Genomic DNA, 19,043 nt, shown 5'->3' with positions numbered 1-19,043 from the left:
GGGATCAGCCTTTCGGAGGCCATTGGTCGAGACAGGGGGCTTCGGAGATCGGGCGGCGCATGTCGTCCAGCGCCGAGGCGAATATATCGGGGCCGCCGAGCTTTCCGGACTTCAGCATCAGCGCCATGGGATAAGGCCGGGCGGCGACGGATCGGGAAAAGCCGGGCTCGCGATACGGCCCGACATCGAGATCGGTGATGCCGAGCGCCCGGACGACGGATCCGGAGGTTTCTCCGCCCGCCACCACGAGCCGCCGGACGCCAAGATCGACCACGATCGCCCGCGCGATGTCCGACAGGATCGCTTCCACCTTCGAGGCGATTTCGAGCCGGCCATGGCGAGCCTGGAGCTCATCGACGCGCGCTTGCGGCAGGGCGGTGCTGATCGCGAAATGGTGGCCCTCGGCAATCGCTTTTTCGGCGAACTGCGTGGCTTCCGAGACGATATCGTGGCCGGCATAGGCCTGTTCGACATCGATCGAAAAGACGCTGTGGGAGCGAGCGAAGCGATCGAGCTGCGCGGCCGTCTGATCCGCAAGGCTCCCGACCAGAACGGCGCCGGGACCATCGACGCCGTCGAGATGAACGCGGGCCGGCGACGGCAGCAGGCCGCTCTCGAACCAGAGCGGCGGCAGATGGGCGGCGACGGAGGAATTGCCGGTCAGGAGCGGCGCATCCACAGCGGCGGCCGCGAGCGTGGCGAGATGGCGCTCATAGAGCGTGTCGCAGAGGAAGAAGGCGGTTTCGGCTGCCGTCTCGAGGTAGCTCCGCACCGCCTCGGGGCCCCGGTCGACCACGGTGTAGTCGATCAGGCCGGCAGGTCTCCGGCTCTGGGCCTGAAGAACGCGCACGAGGTTGGAGTCCGTCATCGGCGTCAGGGGATCCAGCCGTTTCGGCGATTCCGCCAGCAGTTGCGCCGCGCCGAACATGTGGCCCTGATAGACGGTGCGCCGCGTCTCGCAGAGGGCGGGCACGAACAGCGCCTGGCGCGCGCCGAGCCGGTCGAGGATCGCTTCGGCGCACGGGCCGATATTGCCTTCGGGCGTGGAATCGAAGGTGGCGCAGTATTTGAGGAACACCTGCCGGGCGCCCCGTCCGACGAGACGCTCCAGCGCCTCCGACGTTGACCCGACCGCCTCCGCGACGGGGGCGACGCGGGATTTCAGCGCAAAGACATGCGCGGCGCCGTATCGGGCCGGTTCGCCGGAGCCGATCGACAGCGACGTGGGCACGCCGCGCGCGATCAGCATCGAGGCCAGTTCGATGCCGCCGGTCAGGTCATCCGCGATGGCGCCGAAGACGAGCTTGTTCCGGCTTGAGGTGCCTGGCGTCATGCGGTCACCTGCCCAGTGGCGCTGTCCGCGACTCCGGCCCGGTTCTCGCCCCGTTCGGGAAAGTGGCAGGCGGCCTGAAGCCCCGGCTCGATGGCTTCCAACTCGGGGACCACGGTCGCGCATATGTCCTGCGCCTTCCAGCAGCGTGTGCGGAACGGACAGCCCGAAGGCACGTTGAGCGGGCTCGGCACGTCTCCCGTGAGCGTGATCCGCCGGCGCGCGCGCTCTGCGTCCGGGTCCGGGAGGGGCACCGCCGAGAGCAGCGCCTTGGTATAGGGATGGGCCGGCGCCCTGTAGATCTGCGCGGCCTCGCCGATCTCGACGATCTTGCCGAGATACATCACCGCCACCCGGTCGGAGACATGCCGCACCACAGCGAGATCATGGGCAATGAACACATAGGCGATGCCGAGCTTCTGCTGCAGTTCCTCCAGCAGGTTCAGGATGCCGGCCTGCACCGAGACGTCGAGCGCCGACACGGGTTCGTCGAGCACCAGCACCTCGGGATCGAGCGCAAGCGCCCGCGCGATGCCGACGCGCTGCCGCTGGCCGCCCGACAGTTCATGCGGATAGCGGCCGCCATGCTCGGGCGCGAGGCGGACGAGGTCGAGCAGTTCGGCAGCCCTGGCCAGCGCCGGCGCGCCAGTCACCCCGATCAGCCGGAGCGGCTCGGCGATGATGTCGCGGATCCTCATCCTCGGATGCAGCGACGCCAGCGGATCCTGGAACACGATCTGGAGATGGCGGCGGAACTTGCGCATCTCCTCGGCCGGCAAGGTCGCGAGGTTGGTGCCCTTGAAGCTCACGTCGCCCGAAGTGGGGTCGATGAGCCGAAGCAGGCAGCGGCCGAGCGTCGACTTTCCGCAGCCCGATTCTCCGACCAGGCCGAGTGTCTCGCCCTTGGCAAGCTGGAACGAGACGCCGCCGACGGCCTTGACCGTGCGCACCGGGCTCCAGCCGAACAGGCCGCCCCGCATGACGAAATCCTTGGTGAGATTGCTGACCGACAGGATCGGCTCGTCGGCCCCGGTGGCGATGGTTGCTGGTCGGGTCATGCGCGTTCCGCCTCCGCAGTTACCCGGCCCGCGCCGCCGTCGCGCAGGTCTTCCGCGAAGTGGCAGGCCGTCAGCACATTGTCCACCGGCCGGAGCACGGGCTCCTCCGTCCGGCAGGCATCGCGCGCCATCGGGCAGCGCGGGTGGAACGGACAGCCTTCCGGTCGCGCGCTGAGAAGGGGCGGACTGCCGGGAATGGGTTCAAGGCGCGATTGCTCGCCCGCGATGGTCGGAAGACAGGACAGGAGGCCGCGCGTGTAGGGATGCCGCGTGCGATAGAAGATGTCCCGGACGCTGCCGCTCTCCATGATCTTGCCGGCATACATGACGATCACGTCGTCCGCCGCGCCCGCCACGATGCCGAGATCATGCGTGATCAGGACCAGCCCCATGGAAAACCTGTCCTGGAGCGACTTGAGCACGTCCAGGATCTGCGCTTGCACCGTCACATCGAGCGCGGTTGTCGGCTCGTCCGCGATCAGCACCTCCGGATTGTTGGCGACCGCCATCGCGATCATGGCGCGTTGCCGCATGCCGCCGGAAAACTCGTGGACATACTGATTGACGCGGATCTCCGGCTGCGGCACCGCCACCAGGTCCAGGAGTTCGACCGCCCGCTGCCGCGCAGTCGATGCCGACATGCCGGGATTGTGAAGGCGGACAGCCTCGGCGATCAGCTTTCCGACCGTGATCACCGGATTGAGCGCCGTCATCGGATCCTGGAAGATCATCCCGATCTTACTGCCGCGCAGCGCGCGCATGCGCCGTTCCGGCGCGCGCACCAGTTCCTCGCCGCGCAGTTTGATCGATCCGGATATCACCGCTCCCGGCGGGGACAGACCCATCACCGCGCGCATGGTGATCGACTTGCCGGAGCCGGATTCGCCGACGATGCCGAGAACCTTGCCGGCTTCGGCGGTGAAGGTCACGCCACGGACGATTTCCAGGCCGTTGCGCAGCGTCACGCGCAGGTCGCGCGCTTCAAGCAGGGGTGCAGTCTCCGCCATCTCAGTGCTCCCTCGGGTCGAGGATGTCGCGCAGCGCGTCACCGATGAAATTGAATCCCAGCCCGAGCATCAGGATGGCCATGCCGGGACCGAAGGCGATCCACCAGGAATAGAAGTGAGACGCCCCGTCGGAAATCATCGCGCCCCATTCCGGCGCCGGCGGCTGTGCGCCCAGCCCGATGAAGCTGAGCGAGGCGGCCAGCAACACGACCTGGCCGAAATCCATGGTGGCGCTGATGATCGTCGGCGTCCACGACAGCGGCAGGATGTGCTTGGTGAGCAGGCGGAAGGAGGAGGCGCCCCCCGCGCGGGCCGCCTCGATGTGGTCGCGCGAAATCACGTCGAGCACCTGGCCGCGCATCAGCCGGGCATAGACCGGCCACCAGACGACGATGACCGCAATCGCCGCGTTCTGCAGACCGGGTCCGAGCGACGCCGCGACGGCCATGGCCAGCAGGACCGGCGGGAAAGCCAGGGTGACATCGACGAGGCGCATCAGCACGCTGTCCGTCCAGCCGCCGAAGAACCCGGCAAGGGCGCCGACTAGGGAGCCGATCACCACCGAACAGACGACCACGACGAAGGAAATGGAGAGCGAATAGCGGACGCCGTACAGCGTGCGGGTCATGACGTCGCGGCCCAGCGCGTCCGTGCCGAGCCAGTGCTGCAAGGAAGGCGCCTGAAGCTTGCGGGCGACGATCTTGAGGGGATCGTAGACGGTCCACACGTCGATCGTCAGCGCCACGACGATCCAGAAGCCGACGATCAGCAGGCCGGCGACCAAAGCTGGCCGGAGCGTCAGGTTCTTCATCCAATGCGCGCGCGCGCCCACAACGATGGACATGGGCTCACTCCAGTCTGATGCGAGGGTTGGCATAGGCATAGGCGATGTCGGTGATCAGGTTCGCCAGCAGGAAGGCCGAGGCGCCGATCAGGGAAACGCCGATGATGGCGGGGTAATCGAGGGTACGGGCCGAATCGACCGCATAGGAGCCGATTCCCGGCCAGCCGAACACCGCTTCAGTCAGGACCGCGCCGGTGATCAGATAGGCGAAGGAATAGCCGATGATCGTCAGCGTCGGAATCATGGCGTTGGGCAGCGCGTGACGAAACAGCGTCCGCGCCTCGCCTGCTCCCTTTGCGCGCGCCGCCAGAATGTAGTCCTGCCCCAGGGCATCCAGCATGCTCGCCCGCACCAGCCGCGCGATGATGCCGGTGACGGACCAGCCGAGCACGAAGGACGGCAGTACGAGGTGATGCAGCGCATTGAGAAACGTGTCGAACTGCCCCGCGGCCAGGGAGTCGATCGTCAGCAGCCCCGTCATGAACGGCGGCGGGTCGGCGCGCGGATCGAGCCGGCCGGGACCCGGGATCCAGGAGAACTTCACGGTGAACAGATAGAGCAGCAGCAGCCCGGACCAGAAGACCGGCACCGTGGAGCCGAAGAGCGCCACCAGGCGGGCAAAATAGTCGAGCAGCCGGTTCTGGAACCGCGAGGCGAGCACGCCGAGCGCGACGCCGCTGATCGTGCCGAACAGCATGGCGAAGATCACGAGTTCGAGCGTCGCCGGCAGCCTCTCGGCAATATCGGTGAGGACGGGCCGGCGCGTCCGGAACGAAACGCCCATGTCGCCGGACACGAGATTCTGGATATAGATCAGGTACTGCTCGGGCAGGCTGCGGTCGAGACCCCATCTTTGCTTGGCCGCGGCGACCACCTCCGGATTGTTCATCTGCCGCTCGCTCACCAGTGCGGACAAGGGGTCCGCCTGGGTAAAGTGGGAGAGGAAGAAGGCCACGGTCGCCACGCCCAGCAGGAGGAGGGGAATGGAGATCAACCGTCGGAACAGATACTGCGTCATTATGTTCTGGGTCCAGACATGGGTGGTTCCTGGTCGGGCAAAGGCTCGTTCGACGTCCGCAGGCCACGATACGAAGGTCGGCCGCGACGCCCCGCCCGTTCAGGCGCACTGGCCGCGGCGATCCGGCGCTCGGTCAGTGTTGCGGAGAAAGCTGCAAGGAGCAACCGGCACGCCACGCCGGGACGCGGGCAAGGCGGTCGCCGGTTCCCGGCAAGTCGTTGGCCCGGACCGGAGGCGATGCCGCCTCCGGTCTCCTTCGGCACGCGTCTTGGGAGCGTGTTACTCGGCCTTGATGTCCGCAAGGACCATGTTGCAGCAGGCGCTGAAACGCAGGCCGCTAATACCCTTCCGGAAAGCGAACACGGCTTCCGGACTCAGGATCGGCAGGATGATGTGATCATTCGCCATCACGGCTGCCAGCTTCTCGAAAAGCTCGGCGCTCTTGTCGCTGGGCGCGGCAAGGGCATCGGCAAGCATCTTGGGCGTTTCAGGATTGGCCAGCGCCGGATCGGCCGCGCCGCCGGCGCGCTTGTACCAGACCGTGCCGTCCATCATCGCAAAATACTGGGCATATTGCGAAGACCCGTAATAGTCCGGCGCGAAGAACACGGCCGTCATCGGAATCCCGTCACCATTGACCTTCTCGCGCCAGACGGAGAACTCCACCGGCGCCAGCTCGAGCTCGATGTTGATCTCGGCGAGATCCTGCTGGATCTTCTGCATCATCAGCGTGTAGTCGACGCCATACTGGTTGACGTTCGGGAAGGTGGCGTCGAGCTTGAAGCCGTCGGCTGCTCCTGCCTCGGCCATCAGCGCCTTGGCCTTTTCAACATCGTACTTGATGGGCTCGCCAACGCCGCCGCCAGGAAAGCCAACGGGAATCGGCGCAGGCAACCGGATCGCCTTGCCGTCGACCGTCAGGTCGATGATGCCGTCATAATCGATGGCGCTGGCGATCGCTTCGCGGACCTTGGCGTCGAGCGGATGGGCCAGGTTCTTGGCGCCCGGGCTCAGTGCGATATAGACCATGTTGGGAGACGGCTGCGTCTCGACAATGATGTCTTCGTTGGTGATGTTCTTCGCCGTCGTCGGATCGACCTGCATGGCGATGTCGGCGCTGCCGCTTTCGAGCAACTGCGTCTGGCTCACGGCGTCCTTGGACTGCAGGAAGATGAATTCGGCGACCGCCGGCTTCTTGCCCCAGTAATTCTCGTTGCGCTTGAGGCGCAGTTCCTGGCTGGGGCTGTAGCTTTCCAGCACGAAGGGCCCGGCACCGGCGGAATTGGCGAGCAGCCACTGCTCGGCGGTGTCCGTGGTGGCGGCGTCGGCGCCGGCGTTGCCGCCTTGTTCAGCCACCACATCGGAGTTGATGATGCCGGCATAGGGGGCCGTCAGCGAGCCGACGAATTCGGAATTGGGGGCTGTCAGCGTGACGACGACGGTGGCTTCGTCCGGCGTTTCGATCGACTGCACATTGTCGAGGATGTAAGCGATGCCGCCCTTGATGTTCTTGAGCCGCTCGAGCGTCCACTTGACGTCCTTGGCTTCGACCTGCGAGCCGTCGGAGAACTTCGCGTTTGGATCGAGCTTGAAGGTGATCACCGTCGAATCGTCGCTGGCGCTCCACTCCTTCGCCAGCATGGGCACGATCGACTTGTTGTCGGGCGACAGATCGACCAGCCGGTCATAGACCGAGCTCAGATAGATCTGGCAGGTGTCGCAGAACGCGCGGGCGGGATCGAGCGAGTTCAGATCCATGTCGCGGGCAACGACAAGGGGTCGGCCGCTGTCTGCGGCAAGTCCCAGAGTCGGGAAGGCGGCGAAGGACGTCAGCACTGTCGCGGCCGCTGCCAGAACGGCGCGGCGGCGAATGGAGGCACGGCGGGTCTCATTATTTGTAAGCTGCATTTCTCTATCTCCCATCCACTGATTTCGTGGCTCTTCGCTGCGAGGTTCCTTGTTTTTCTTCGCTGCGACGAGGCGATAATGGCATTGAAGAAAGTCCGGATTGTTGACAAAAGCGAACATTCTAGTGCTAAATGCGCATAGAAAAACGCTTTTGATGGCGTCCTGCCGTCCACGGGGCGGGGGTGATTCTTGGAACGGCTCGGAGAGATCAAGCAGTCTTCGGAAGTCGGGGTCGAGCGGCCGCGCTCGATCGCCCTCGTCATCGGACGCGAGCCTTCGCTCCATACCGTTTTCCTGTCGATCGAGCCGTTTCGCGCCGCCAATCGGGTAAGCGGAAAAGCCCTTTTCAGCATCGATTTCATCCCTGCCGATGCAGAGACGCCGCCGACAAGCATGGATGTCACCCTGCCGGTCACCGGCAGTCTCGACTTGGGCAGGAAATACGACCTGATCTTTCTTCTCGTCACCTACGATGTCGCGGATGCGGCGAAGGCCAGGCTGTTCAAATGGCTGCGGCGCCAGGCCCCCGCCGGCGCGCATCTGTGCGGAGTCGACGCCGGCCCGCTGCTGCTTGCCGAAGCGGGGCTGCTCGACGGATACACCGCGACCTGCCACTGGACGGGCATGGCCTCGCTTAAGGAGTTCTCCGCCACCAGCCGCATTGTCGAGCAACTCTATGTCGTCGATCGCAACCGCTCGACCTGCGCCGGACAGGCCGCGATCCTCGACTATTCCATGACGATGCTACGGATGATGTGCGGGGACGCGCTCTACACTCTGGTCTGCAACGAGCTGATCTATGCAGCGCCGCGCCCCGCGGAAGTCAGGCAGCGCGAAATCGTCAACGGCCAGCCGTTCATGATCAATCCGATCCTGAACCGCGCGCAACGGATCATGCAGGAGACAGTTGAGGAGCCGCTGGACATGGCGGAGGTTGCCGACCGTTGCGGCATATCCCTGCGCGAACTGCAGTATCTCTTCCGGCGCCACCTCAACACCAGTCCGAAGAAGATCTACATGGCGCTCAGGCTGCAGCAAGCCAAGGAACTGCTGCTTTACAGCTCGATGAGCATCCGCGAGACCGGCCTTGCCTGCGGCTTTGCCAGCCCCTCCGCCTACTACCGTGCCTTCCGCGCCGTCTACGGGAAGAGCCCGCAGGAATACCGCAGCGACTTCGCGAAGAAGTCGACGATGTATGGCCGCAATCTCTATTGAGGCGCTTCCCGGCCAGCGGCAATTCAGCCCTTGCGGGTGACAAGTCGGGTGTCGAGATAGGCCTCGAGCGCCTCCGAGCCGCCTTCGGTGCCGTAGCCCGAGTCGCGGGTGCCGCCGAACGGCACCTCAGGCAGCGCCAGACCATAGTGGTTGATGCTCATCATTCCCGCCACCACCTCGTTGCCGAGACGGGTCGCGGTTGCGCTGCTGCGCGTGAAGCCGAACGCCGCCAAGCCGTATGGCAGGCGGTTGGCCTCCTCGATCGCCGCGTCGAGTGTGTCAAACCGATTGATGATGGCGACCGGGCCGAAGGGCTCCTCGTTCATGATGCGGGCGTCCGTGGGCACGTCGGCCAGCACGGTCGGCTCGAAGAACCAACCTTCGTTGCCGATCCGCCGGCCCCCCGTCACCAGTTTGGCATTGCGTGTCGTGGCGTCGTTGATCAATGCCTCGAGCGCCGGAATGCGACGTTCGTTCGCCAGAGGGCCCATCCCGACGCCGGAGTCCAGGCCATCTCCGACGCGGATGGCCCGGGCGCCTTCCGCGAAACGCTCGGTAAAATGGTCGGCGACGCTGTCATGGACGAGGAAGCGCGTCGGCGCGACGCAGATCTGGCCGGCATTCCTGAACTTGGCCGCGACCATCACCCTGGCGGCCTCATCGACATCCGCATCCTCGGCGACGATGACAGGCGCGTGTCCGCCCAGTTCCATGGTGGCGCGCTTCATGTGCAGCCCGGCCAAGGCCGCCAGCGTCTTGCCGACCGGGGTCGATCCGGTGAAGCTGATCTTGCGGATCGCGGGATGCGGGATGAGATATCCCGAGATGTCCGCCGGCACGCCATAGACCAGGTTGACGACGCCTCTGGGAATGCCCGCATCGACGAACGCGTTGATCAGGGCCGCGGGAGAGGCGGGCGTCTCTTCCGCCGCCTTGACGATGATCGAACACCCCGCCGCAAGCGCTGCCGAAAGCTTGCGCACCACCTGGTTGATGGGAAAGTTCCAGGGCGTGAAGGCCGCGACCGGACCGACCGGCAGCTTCAGCGTCATCTGGATCACATCGGGCGCGCGGCCCGGGATGATTTGGCCATAGGTGCGCTGCGCCTCGCCCGCGAACCAGTCGATGATGTCGGCGCCGGCCAGGGTTTCGAGGCGCGATTGCTCGAGCGGCTTGCCCTGTTCCAGGGTCATCCAGGTCGCGATCTCGTCAGCGCGGGATCTGAGGATCTCGGCCGCGCGGCGCATGAGCCTCGCCCGCTCGTGGGCCGAGGTTGCGCGCCAGATGCCGAAGCCGCGCACCGCCGCGTCAAGCGCCTGATCGAGGTCGTCCGTGTCGGCCCATGCGACATGGCCGATCACCTTGGCCGTGGCGGGATTGACCACCGGCAAGGTCCTGCCGCTTTTCGAAGCTCGCCACTCGCCGTCGATGAGAAGCTGGGTGTCGGGATAGGCATGCATGGCGATCGTCCTTCGTGTCAGGCGGCGTCGTGGCAGGCGATCGCGCCTGCGGCTTCAAGCGCGTCGATCTGCCCGGGGGACAGCCCGAGAACGGCCTGTAGCACGCAGGAAGTGTCCTCGCCCAAAAGGGGCGGCGCCTTGGATTTGAGGTCTTGCTGGCAGGCGAGCCCGTGGGCCGGGCGGATGAGCCGGATCGGGCCCAGGTGAGGATGCTCGAGCTCCTGGACCACGCCGCGCTCGAGCACGCTCGGGCTCTGCAGCGCCTCCGAAACCGACTTCACGCGGCCGGCCGGCACCTTTGCCTTGGCACAGGCGTCGAGCCAATGCTGGCAGGTCTGCCGGCTGAGGATGTCGATCAGCACCGGGATCAGGGCGTTGCGATTGACGGCGCGCAGATGCGCGGTCGAAAACCGCGGGTCGCCGGCCATGTCCGGGCGGCCGATCACCTGCTCGCAGAAGCTCCGGAAAATCCTGTCGTTGCCGACCGCCAGGGCGAAGACGCCGTCCGATGCATCGAACACCTGGTAGGGAACCACCGTCGGATGGGCGTTGCCGTAGCGCCTGGGTTCGGTGCCGCCGTTGAGATAGCCGGTGCCCACGTTGATGAGCATGTTGAGCGCCGAATCCAGAAGCGCCACATCGATGTACTGGCCAACGCCCGTGTCGCGGCGCTGGTAGAGGGCGGCGAGGATCGACTGGGTCGCGATCATCCCGGCGACAACGTCGGTGAATGCGACGCCGAGCCGGTTCGGCGGGCCATCCACCTCCCCGGTGATCGACATCAGCCCGCTCTCGGCCTGCATGATGAAGTCGTAGCCCGGCCTGTCGTGCTCGGGGCCGGTCTGGCCATAGCCCGAGATCGAGCAATAGACGACGCCGGGATTGAGGGCGCGGATCGCCTCATAGCCGATGCCGAGGCGGTCGGCGGTGCCGGCGGTGAAATTCTCGACGACCACGTCCGCCTTCGCCGCCAGATCGAGCGCGACCTGCAATCCCTCGGGATTCTTGAGATCGAGCGCGATGCTGTGCTTGCCGCGATTGGCGCAGAGATAATAGGTGCTCACGCCCTTGTAGTTGGGGATGGACCAGGCGCGGGTGTCGTCGCCGCCGGCGATGGTCTCGATCTTCCAGACTTCCGCGCCGAGGTCCGAAAGGCTCATCGTCGCCCATGGCCCCGCCAGGACACGGCTGAAATCAAGGATTCGAATGCCGTCGAGCGGCATCTTGGGCTGTGTCATGATGGTCTTCCCAAAGGCTGGCCTGTGGTAATATTGACAAGGCGCTCACGCGCCGTCAACATAATTGAAATTAATTTCCATTTTTGATGTCACGTGACCCGGATTGGAGTCGGACTGGATGCGCAAGCGAAGCAAGTCGACTGACGGCGCCGACGGGGGCAGCTCCGGCAATCCCGCCGCCTCGCTGACCCGGGGCCTCGACATCCTGCGCGCCTTCACGCCCGACGACGCCACGCTGGGTAACCAGGAGCTGATCGAGCGCACCGGCCTGGCCGGGGCCACCGTCTCCCGGCTCACCTCCACGCTCGTCGGCCTGGGCTACCTGCACTACGACGCGGCGCTCGGCCGCTACAGCATCGGCGCGGCGACCATCTCGCTTGGCTATTCCGCGCTGAGCTCCAATCCGATCATCCATATGGCGCGCCCGCTGATGCAGGAGCTTGCGGACTGGACCGGCGCCGCCGTGGCGCTGGGCACGCGCGACGGGCTCGACATGGTCTATCTCGCCAATTGCAGGTCAATGTCGCCGGTGACGCTGCAGCTCAATGTCGGATCCCGCGTGCCGATCGCCCGGACCGCCATGGGCCTCGCCTATCTCAGCGGTCTCGACGCGGAGAAGCGGGAGCCCATCGTCGCCGCCGTTAAGCGGGCGGAGACCGACGGCGGCGAACGGTTCGCCGCGAATCTCGCACGGGCGATGGCGGACCGTGCAGACCTCGGCTTCGTGACGGGTTTCGGCTCCTGGCACAGCTACATCAACGCGGTCGGCGTCACGTTTCATCCGACCGACGGTTCCCCGGTTGTCGCGCTGACATGCGGCGGCATCGTCGATATCCTGCCGGCCGAGAAGTGTCGCAAGGCAGTGGGCCCAAGGCTCGTGGCAATTGTCGACCAGCTTCGCGACAGGCTGGCAGGCGGCCCGGGCGCCGGGGCTTCCGGCATCGCCGGCGGCGACGGCCAGCCGGGTCCACGCGGTTAGGCGATTCCGGCCGATGCGGCTTCCGCCCGCGGCCTTTTGCCCGGTCAGGCGTTCAGCATTTCCCGGGCGATGATCAGTTGCTGGATCTGCGAGGTCCCCTCATAGAGGCGGAACAGCCTGACATCGCGATAGAAATGCTCGACCGGATAGGCCTGCATGTAGCCGGCGCCGCCGTGGATCTGCACGGCCCGGTCGGCGACGCGGCCCACCATTTCGGAACAGAACAGCTTCGCGCTCGCCGCCTGCTGGATGATGCGGTCGCCGTCATCGAACATGCGGGCGGCCTCCAGCACCATGGACCGGCCGGCAAAGGTCTCGGTGGCGCTGTCGGCCAGCATGGCCTGGATCAACTGGTGCTCGGCGATCGGCTTGCCGAACTGGACGCGGGTCTTGGCGAAGGCGACGCTCTCGTCGCACAGCCGCTGCGCCGTGCCCGCGCACACGGCGGCGATATGAAGCCGCCCGCGGTTGAGCACTTTCATCGCCGTCTTGAAGCCCTGGCCTTCCCGGCCGCCGATCAGCGCATCGGCGGGAACGCGGCAATTGTCGAACATCACGTCGCAGGTCCGTGTGCCGCGCTGGCCCATCTTCCTGTCGACGGGTCCGAGCGACAGGCCCGGGCTGTCGGCCGGGACGAGGAAGGCGGAGACCCCTCCGGCGCCTTCGCCACCGGTGCGGGCCATCACCGTGAAGACATCGGCGACAGGCGCATTGGTGATGTAGCGCTTCGTGCCGTTGAGCACGTAGCCATCGCCATCCCTCGCCGCGGTCGTCTTCACCGAGGCGGCGTCCGATCCGATATCGGGTTCGGTCAGCGCGAAGGATCCGATCACCTCGCCGCTCGCCATCCGCGGCAGCCAGTGGGACTTCTGCGCGTCGGTGCCGTCGAGGATGATGCCCTGCGAGCCGATGCCGTTGTTGGTGCCGATGACCGAGCGGAATGCCGCGGATGTGTAGCCGAGTTCGAGCGCGACCAGCACCTCTTCCTCCATCGTCAGGCCGAGCCCGCCATGGGCCTCCGGTATGGACATGCCAAAGAGCCCCATCGACCGCATTTCGTCGACCAGGCCCGGCGGTATCGCATTGTCCTCCTCGACTTGAGCTTCCGCGGGCATCAGCCGTTCGCGGACGAAGCGGCGCACTGTCTCCGTGAGCGCTGCGATGAGATCACGATCCCTGATCATGGATGGACTTTCGAATGTGGACAGGAATGATGGATATCAAAAGGCTCGCACAGCTTCGTTTGACAATCAATCAAAATCGGAATTAATTTCCAGAAATGAAATCCGGAATGTTCCGACTGCCTTCAAGAGGAAGCCCATGGTCACCCAGATGTCGATTTCGCCTGCGGCGCCCTGGTTCCGGATCGAGGTGAATGAGTCGGACTGGCGCGACGAACAGGCGCGCGATCTCGTCAATTGGTACGGGCAGATGCTGCTCGTCAGGCGGTTCGAGGAGAAGCTGCTCGATCTCGAAAAGGCCGGGCTCATTCATGGGCCGGCGCATGCGAGCATCGGCCAGGAGGCCTGCGGGGTCGGTGCCATGTCGGCGCTCGGCACCCACGACAAGATCAACGGCACGCACCGCGCCCACCACCAGGTGCTGACCAAGCTGCTGAACGCCGAGCTGCCCGAGGATTTCGACATCAGCCGCGACTCCTTCGCCGAAGGCATGGACACGGCCATCTACCGCCTCATGGCCGAGATCATGGGTCTCGCGCCGGGCTATTGCGGTGGCCGTGGCGGCTCGATGCACATGCGCCATGAAGATGCCGGCATCGTCGGAACATCCGCGATCATCGGCGGAAATCCGCCCCATGCCGTGGGCTACGCGCTGGCCGACCGGATGCTGGGCCGCGACGCCATCTCCGTGACCTTCTTCGGCGACGGCGCGGCACTCGCCGGCACCACCTATGAATCGATGAACATCGCCGCCGCGCAGAACCTGCCGGTGATCTTCTTCATCGAGAACAACCTCTATGGCGTGTCGACCCACATCAGAGAGGTGACGCGCGAGACGAGGCTGTCCTCCCGCGGCGCGATGCTGGGCATCGCCTCCATCGAATGCGATGGCATGGATGTGGTGGCCGTTCACAGGGCGATGCTGGAGGCGCGCCGCATCATCGGCGAGACGGGGGGTCCCGTCGTGATCGAGGCGCTCTGCTACCGCCATCTGCATCAGTCGGGCGGCCGTGCGGGAAGCGACTTCGGCTACCGCACGCGCGAAGAGGAAGCCGAATGGAAGGCGCGGGACCCGATCAGCCTGGCGCGGGCGCGGCTGACCTTGCTCGGCGTCCTCGACGAAGCGGCCTTCTCGCGCATCGACAGTCTCGTGACCGAGCGCGTCGCCGCCGCCGCGTCGCGCCTGACCGAGCCGGTGCCCGGCGGAAATGCGCTGAGGATCCCAGACCGCCTCTTCCCGGACCCTGCGACGGTTGATGAGGGGATCGTCGGGACCCTCGCCGAGATGAAGGGGGCGCGCTTTCTCGACCATGACCAGATGCATGGCAGAGCGGTCGAAAAGCTGAAATACGTCACCGCCGCCTCGGAGACCCTTGCCGCCGCCATGGACCGCGACCCGACGATCATCGTCATGGGCGAGGACGCGCACCAATTGCGCGGGGGCGTCAGCGGCTTCACCAAGACTGCGCTGGAACGCTTCCCGGAGCGCATCCTGCCGATGCCGATCGCCGAAAACGGCTTCACCGGGATTGCGCTCGGGGCGGCGCTGAACGGCCTTCGGCCGGTCGTGGAGATCATGTTCGGCGATTTCTGCTTCACGGCCGCCGACCAGATCGTCAACGGAGTGGGCAAGGTCCGGCACATGTTCGGCGGCGGCTTCCCGGTGCCCCTGGTGCTCAGGGTGCGCATTTCCCCGCACACCGGCTACGGGTCCCAGCATTCGGGCGACCCCTCGGCGCTGTTCGGCATGTTTCCCGGCTGGCGCATCGTCATGCCGACAACCGCCTTCGACTATATCGGCCTCATGAATTCGGCCCTTCGCTGCGACGACCCTGTGGTCCTCTTCGAGCATGTCGCCTTTTACCAGCGCGAATACGAGGTTCCGGCGGGCGACCGGGAATTCTGCATCCCCTTCGGCTCCGCCCGCGTGGTGCGGCCAGGCGCGGCCTGCACCATCCTCGCGACATCGGTCATGGTGCAGAACGCCGTGGACGCCGCCGAGGAAAGCGGCGTCGACGCCGAGATCATCGATCTGCGCAATCTCGATCACCACGGCATGGACTGGGAGACCATCGGTCGCTCGATCAAGAAGACCGGCAACGTGATCATCGCCGAGCAGACCGCCCGGCGGCTGTCGATGGGGGCGACGTGGTGCGCCGAGATCCAGGAACGGTTCTTCGATTATCTCGACCACGAAATCCTGAGGGTGACGGGGGGACTGGCGGCTCCGACCGTTTCCTCCCCCCTGAACCGCGCAGCCCTCGGCGATGCGGACGCCATTCGCGACGCCATGCGGAGAATGTGCCGGTGAGGCGCAGCCTCCGGTCCGGCCCCGGTCAGACCAGGGTCAGCGTGACATCCATGTTGCCCCGCGTGGCGTTCGAGAACGGGCACCGCTTGTGCGCCTCGGCGACGATCCTTTCGGCGATGTCCCGATCGATCTGCGGGATCGAGATCAGCAGTTCCGCGGTCAGCTTGTATCCTTCCGAAGTCGACAGGACGCCGATATGCGCTTCGATCGTGGGATCCTCGGGAAGCTTGATCTTCTCGAGCCGGGCAACCAGTTTGGTCGCGCTCAGGAAGCAGCCGGAATAGGCTGCGGCGAACAGTTGCTCCGGATTCGTGCCGTCGCCTCCCGCGCCTCCGAATTCCTTCGGCATCGACAAGCCGACGTCCAGATTTCCGTCGCTGCTGACAGCCTTGCCGCCGTCCCGTCCGCCGGTGGTCCTGACCTTTGCGGTATAGATGAGTTTGTCCGTCATGTGCTTTGTCCTTGGTTGGGCTGTTGGAAAATCAGTTGGAAGCGAGGGCGTTCTGGCCATGGGCCATCAAGGTCCTGAAATCTTTGCGTGATCGCTCGTTGGCGTAGCCGAAGCTCGGGCCGCGGTTCGGCTCGAGGCCGCTCAAGGCGTTGAGCTGGACCCACATTTCCGCGGATTTCAGCGCCACCGCCGCGCAGTTCACGACCGGCGCGTTGCCGACCATGAAGCCCTTCTCGCCGCCGATCAGCAGGCCCGGCAGGACGCCGGCCGGGACGATGACATCGGCGCCGCCCTCGACCATCGGCAGGGCGCAATCGGCAAAGCCCTTGAGCAAGGCGGCCTTCTTCTCCGCGTTGCCGGCGAAGGCCTCGTTGAAGTCCTGCGGGGTCAGGCCAAGGCCCTTGACGAATTTCACCCGGTGGCCGAGCCCGTAAAGATCGGCCTGTTCGTAGTGCATGATCTCGAAGGCGGGATCGATGGAGACCAGGCCGATGCGCCGACCCAGTTGCGATGCCGCGAGCAAGGTTGCCTCTCCCGTGCCGACGACCGGAATCCGCAAGGCGGATCGCACATCGTAAAGGCAGGGATCCTGGAAATGGCCCATGACGAAACAGTCGTACCCGGCTTCCTCGGCGGCCAGCGCCGCGTCGATGGCCTGCAGACCACAGCGCAGTTCGCTCAGGCGGCTGAAATCGCGATCGGGCGGCACCATCCCCGCCACATGGACCTCGGTCCCGGGGGCGGCGATGTCATTGAGATAGGCTTGCAGCGTGCTCAGGTAAGACGCTCCAATGTTCGAGTCGACGAAGCTTTGCCAAAAAATCCGCATTCTCATCTCCGTTGATCAGACCGGCCGGTCCTCATCGCGTACTGGCCGGCCTCTGGTTGACATGTCTCTCGTCCAGGGAAGCCGGCTCCCTGCGTTCTTCTCTCAGGTCGGGGCAGACGGTACAGTCTCGTTGCGCCCGAGGAAGTCAGCCACCGCGCGTGCGAATGTCTCCGGCATCTGGTCGGGAAACGGGATACCTGCGCCGGGGATCTCCATCAGCTGCGCCTGTTGCAGGGCGGCAACGATCCGGGGAGCCATCGCACAGGCCTTGGTATCGTCGCCTGGAGCGATGACCAGCGTCGAACACTCGACAAGGCCGATCCTTTCTTCCATGCGGTAGCGGTTGACGACCCGGTGCCCTTCCGCGGCCATGGGACCTGCCCTGATCGCGTCCACGACGAAGCGTTCCAGCAATGCCCGGCCATCCGCCTGCGGGTAATGCGGCTGCCGGCGGGACCAGAGTTCCGTGAGGTGGCTGCCATCGTCGCGGGGCTCGACCTCGTCGATGACACGGACGCCCGCATAGGCCGCACGGCGGGCCGCATCCACATAGGACATGGCCGAAACGACCAGCCGGCGAACCCGGCTCGGCGCCCGGGCGGCGATCTCGAGGCCGATCACCGCGCCGGTATGATGCCCGGCGACGCAAAATTTCTCGTATCCCAGCGCACTCATCATCTCCAGCGCTGCCTCGGCCCATCCTTCGATCGTTGTCCTGTCGGAAGGGAGCGGATCGGAATCGCCAAATCCGCGCGTATCCATGGCGATGGCCCGGTGGGTCCGGCCAAGGCGCGGCAGGACATCGACGAATTCCATCCAGGAGCGCGGGGTCTGATGCAGCAGCAGGACAGGCTCTCCCTGCCCGGCAATGGCCACATGCACGCGCCCGGACGGCGTCGCCACGAAGCTGCGGTCGATCTGCGGCATCATACGGCGAACCTCTCTGTCTCCCATGGGTCCCGCCCGGTGTTGGGAAGGCGCCATGTCATAGTCCCGACCAGTCCCGCAACCGGCCGAGAATCAGCACCAGGACCGCTCCCCCGCCAAAACACGCCATTGTGTAGCTGATTGCGCTGTGGTCGCCGTCGTACAGACGCGACGCCATCAGCGCTCCCATGAAACCCGCGATCATGGTGCAGGCGCCGAACAGGGAAGCGGCAAAGGCCGGCATCTCCGCGGCCGGCTCCAGGGCCGAAGCCATGGACGTGGGCAGGATCATCCCGAACACCAGCAGGTAGAGACAGACAGACATCCAGAAGACCTGAAGATTGGGCGAAAGCTGGCTAAGCGCCAGATGGAGGACGACCGAACCGCTCAGGATCGTGACCGCCAGGTTGCCGACCTTGCGCAAGGTAATCCGCTTCAGCAACTGGCCCGCGAGCAATGCACCCGCGGTGTTGGCCAGAGCCGCGACCGTGAACAACGCGCCAAAGGAGCCGGGGCTGATCCCGTATCGTGTTTCCGCCGTGATGGCTCCCACGGCGCCGAGCGACGCATAGCCGCCGAAGACCAGGCCTCCGGTGGCGGTCGGCACCACGAAGCGCCGGTTCCCCAGCAGGTAGCGGGCCGACTGCCGCAGGAACCTGAGCGAGAACCGCTCCGGCCGGCTGCGGCCGAAGTTCGGATCGAGCACGAAGAACGTGTAGGCGAGGAACGCCAGCGACAGCGTCATCAGCGCGAGAAAGATGACGCGCCATGAAAACAGGATCAGGAACCCCGATCCCAGCACGGGCGCGATCAGGGTCGCCATTGTCAGTATGGCGCCGAGCAGCGTCAGGACGCGCGCCGCCTCCGATCCTGACGACACATCCCTCACCATCGCCCGCGCGATCACCGGCGCGCCGGCCATCAATCCTTGCGCACAGCGCGCCGCCAGAAGCAGTTCGAACGTGGGCGCCAGCGCACAGGCCAGCGAGGCGATCGCGAAGCCGAACAGCGAGATCAGCAGCGCCCGCCGCCGGCCGAACGCGTCCGAATAGAGCCCCCAGAAAATCTGGCCGATTCCGTAGGCCAGGAAGTAGACCCCCACCAGCAAGGCGCCGCTGGCCTCCGGTTTGCCGAAAGCCCGGGCGACGACGCCGGTGGCCGGCAGCACGACTTCGACCGTGACTGCCGCGAGCGCCGTGATGCCCCCCATGTAGATCAGCATGTCAGGTCGACTGAACGGCTGATCTGCCTTCGTAGGGTCGTGAGGCCGGGTCACGGGAGCGGAGC

16 protein-coding genes are annotated in these 19,043 nt (G+C 65.6%); 3 read left to right on the top strand and 13 right to left on the bottom strand.

Features of this window, described 5'->3' with window-relative positions; genetic code table 11:
- Positions 1-4: 4 nt before the first annotated feature.
- The 6 genes from otnK to LL06_RS10660 form a co-directional block, all read right to left on the bottom strand.
- Positions 5-1,333, bottom strand: a complete 1,329-nt coding sequence (gene otnK, locus LL06_RS10685; RefSeq protein ID WP_052161413.1) for a 3-oxo-tetronate kinase — start codon at positions 1,331-1,333, stop codon at positions 5-7.
- Positions 1,330-2,388 carry an ABC transporter ATP-binding protein gene (locus tag LL06_RS10680; protein ID WP_052161412.1) on the bottom strand — a complete coding sequence of 353 codons (1,059 nt, stop codon included), beginning with the start codon at positions 2,386-2,388 and terminating at the stop codon, positions 1,330-1,332. Before LL06_RS10680 ends, otnK begins: the two co-directional genes overlap by 4 nt.
- Positions 2,385-3,395 carry an ABC transporter ATP-binding protein gene (locus tag LL06_RS10675; protein WP_052161411.1) on the bottom strand — a complete coding sequence of 337 codons (1,011 nt, stop codon included), beginning with the start codon at positions 3,393-3,395 and terminating at the stop codon, positions 2,385-2,387. The genes LL06_RS10680 and LL06_RS10675 overlap by 4 nt, the downstream gene beginning before the upstream one ends.
- A 1-nt stretch (position 3,396) precedes the next feature.
- A complete protein-coding gene (locus LL06_RS10670) occupies positions 3,397-4,239 on the bottom strand; it encodes an ABC transporter permease (protein ID WP_052161410.1) in 843 nt (280 codons plus the stop codon).
- Positions 4,240-4,243: 4 nt separating this feature from the next.
- On the bottom strand, positions 4,244-5,257 hold the full coding sequence (locus tag LL06_RS10665; protein WP_035525918.1) for an ABC transporter permease: 1,014 nt from the start codon (positions 5,255-5,257) through the stop codon (positions 4,244-4,246).
- 279 nt (positions 5,258-5,536) lie between these two features.
- On the bottom strand, positions 5,537-7,165 hold the full coding sequence (locus LL06_RS10660) for an ABC transporter substrate-binding protein (RefSeq protein WP_035525916.1): 1,629 nt from the start codon (positions 7,163-7,165) through the stop codon (positions 5,537-5,539).
- A gap of 189 nt (positions 7,166-7,354) precedes the next feature.
- On the opposite strand from LL06_RS10660, the gene LL06_RS10655 reads away from it, so the two are divergent.
- A complete protein-coding gene (locus LL06_RS10655; protein ID WP_035525914.1) occupies positions 7,355-8,380 on the top strand; it encodes a helix-turn-helix domain-containing protein in 1,026 nt (341 codons plus the stop codon).
- Positions 8,381-8,403: 23 nt separating this feature from the next.
- On the opposite strand, the gene LL06_RS10650 is transcribed toward LL06_RS10655, so the two are convergent.
- Positions 8,404-9,840, bottom strand: a complete 1,437-nt coding sequence (locus LL06_RS10650; RefSeq protein ID WP_035525909.1) for an NAD-dependent succinate-semialdehyde dehydrogenase — start codon at positions 9,838-9,840, stop codon at positions 8,404-8,406.
- A gap of 17 nt (positions 9,841-9,857) precedes the next feature.
- Complete coding sequence (locus LL06_RS10645) at positions 9,858-11,078, bottom strand: CaiB/BaiF CoA-transferase family protein (RefSeq protein ID WP_035525907.1); 1,221 nt, start codon at positions 11,076-11,078, stop codon at positions 9,858-9,860.
- Between the two features lie 118 nt (positions 11,079-11,196).
- On the opposite strand from LL06_RS10645, the gene LL06_RS10640 reads away from it, so the two are divergent.
- On the top strand, positions 11,197-12,057 hold the full coding sequence (locus LL06_RS10640) for an IclR family transcriptional regulator (protein WP_052161433.1): 861 nt from the start codon (positions 11,197-11,199) through the stop codon (positions 12,055-12,057).
- Positions 12,058-12,101: 44 nt separating this feature from the next.
- On the opposite strand, the gene LL06_RS10635 is transcribed toward LL06_RS10640, so the two are convergent.
- A complete protein-coding gene (locus LL06_RS10635) occupies positions 12,102-13,241 on the bottom strand; it encodes an acyl-CoA dehydrogenase family protein (RefSeq protein ID WP_035525905.1) in 1,140 nt (379 codons plus the stop codon).
- 136 nt (positions 13,242-13,377) lie between these two features.
- Between LL06_RS10635 and LL06_RS10630 the strand changes: the two genes are divergently transcribed.
- On the top strand, positions 13,378-15,549 hold the full coding sequence (locus LL06_RS10630; RefSeq protein ID WP_035525889.1) for an alpha-ketoacid dehydrogenase subunit alpha/beta: 2,172 nt from the start codon (positions 13,378-13,380) through the stop codon (positions 15,547-15,549).
- A gap of 25 nt (positions 15,550-15,574) precedes the next feature.
- Here the strand turns inward: LL06_RS10630 and LL06_RS10625 are convergent, their stop codons facing one another.
- The 4 genes from LL06_RS10625 to LL06_RS10610 all read right to left on the bottom strand — a co-directional run bounded on the left by LL06_RS10625 (position 15,575) and on the right by LL06_RS10610 (position 18,978).
- On the bottom strand, positions 15,575-16,000 hold the full coding sequence (locus LL06_RS10625) for an organic hydroperoxide resistance protein (protein WP_035525886.1): 426 nt from the start codon (positions 15,998-16,000) through the stop codon (positions 15,575-15,577).
- A 31-nt stretch (positions 16,001-16,031) separates the two neighbouring features.
- On the bottom strand, positions 16,032-16,829 hold the full coding sequence (locus tag LL06_RS10620; protein ID WP_035525884.1) for an aspartate/glutamate racemase family protein: 798 nt from the start codon (positions 16,827-16,829) through the stop codon (positions 16,032-16,034).
- A gap of 102 nt (positions 16,830-16,931) precedes the next feature.
- A complete protein-coding gene (locus LL06_RS10615) occupies positions 16,932-17,759 on the bottom strand; it encodes an alpha/beta hydrolase (protein WP_035525877.1) in 828 nt (275 codons plus the stop codon).
- A 55-nt stretch (positions 17,760-17,814) separates the two neighbouring features.
- Entirely contained in the window at positions 17,815-18,978 is a 1,164-nt protein-coding gene (locus tag LL06_RS10610) for an MFS transporter (protein WP_035525875.1), read from the bottom strand.
- Between the last annotated feature and the right edge of the window lie 65 nt (positions 18,979-19,043).

It is taken from the genome of Hoeflea sp. BAL378 (assembly GCF_000759435.1).
In the GTDB taxonomy this organism is placed as follows: Bacteria; Pseudomonadota; Alphaproteobacteria; order Rhizobiales; family Rhizobiaceae; genus Hoeflea.
The sequence above is the reverse complement of the archived record's forward strand: the minus strand, read 5'-3'. Positions and strand labels throughout refer to the sequence as shown.

Excerpts from the sequence above, each read along its gene's own strand:
- otnK (WP_052161413.1), bottom strand. The coding sequence starts at position 1,333 with ATGACGCCAGGCACCTCAAGCCGGAACAAGCTCGTCTTCGGCGCCATC.
- LL06_RS10680 (WP_052161412.1), bottom strand. The coding sequence starts at position 2,388 with ATGACCCGACCAGCAACCATCGCCACCGGGGCCGACGAGCCGATCCTG.
- LL06_RS10675 (WP_052161411.1), bottom strand. The coding sequence starts at position 3,395 with ATGGCGGAGACTGCACCCCTGCTTGAAGCGCGCGACCTGCGCGTGACG.
- LL06_RS10670 (WP_052161410.1), bottom strand. The coding sequence starts at position 4,239 with ATGTCCATCGTTGTGGGCGCGCGCGCGCATTGGATGAAGAACCTGACG.
- LL06_RS10665 (WP_035525918.1), bottom strand. The coding sequence starts at position 5,257 with ATGACGCAGTATCTGTTCCGACGGTTGATCTCCATTCCCCTCCTCCTG.
- LL06_RS10660 (WP_035525916.1), bottom strand. The coding sequence starts at position 7,165 with ATGCAGCTTACAAATAATGAGACCCGCCGTGCCTCCATTCGCCGCCGC.
- LL06_RS10650 (WP_035525909.1), bottom strand. The coding sequence starts at position 9,840 with ATGCATGCCTATCCCGACACCCAGCTTCTCATCGACGGCGAGTGGCGA.
- LL06_RS10645 (WP_035525907.1), bottom strand. The coding sequence starts at position 11,078 with ATGACACAGCCCAAGATGCCGCTCGACGGCATTCGAATCCTTGATTTC.
- LL06_RS10640 (WP_052161433.1), top strand. The coding sequence starts at position 11,197 with ATGCGCAAGCGAAGCAAGTCGACTGACGGCGCCGACGGGGGCAGCTCC.
- LL06_RS10635 (WP_035525905.1), bottom strand. The coding sequence starts at position 13,241 with ATGATCAGGGATCGTGATCTCATCGCAGCGCTCACGGAGACAGTGCGC.
- LL06_RS10630 (WP_035525889.1), top strand. The coding sequence starts at position 13,378 with ATGGTCACCCAGATGTCGATTTCGCCTGCGGCGCCCTGGTTCCGGATC.
- LL06_RS10625 (WP_035525886.1), bottom strand. The coding sequence starts at position 16,000 with ATGACGGACAAACTCATCTATACCGCAAAGGTCAGGACCACCGGCGGA.
- LL06_RS10620 (WP_035525884.1), bottom strand. The coding sequence starts at position 16,829 with ATGCGGATTTTTTGGCAAAGCTTCGTCGACTCGAACATTGGAGCGTCT.
- LL06_RS10615 (WP_035525877.1), bottom strand. The coding sequence starts at position 17,759 with ATGATGCCGCAGATCGACCGCAGCTTCGTGGCGACGCCGTCCGGGCGC.
- LL06_RS10610 (WP_035525875.1), bottom strand. The coding sequence starts at position 18,978 with ATGCTGATCTACATGGGGGGCATCACGGCGCTCGCGGCAGTCACGGTC.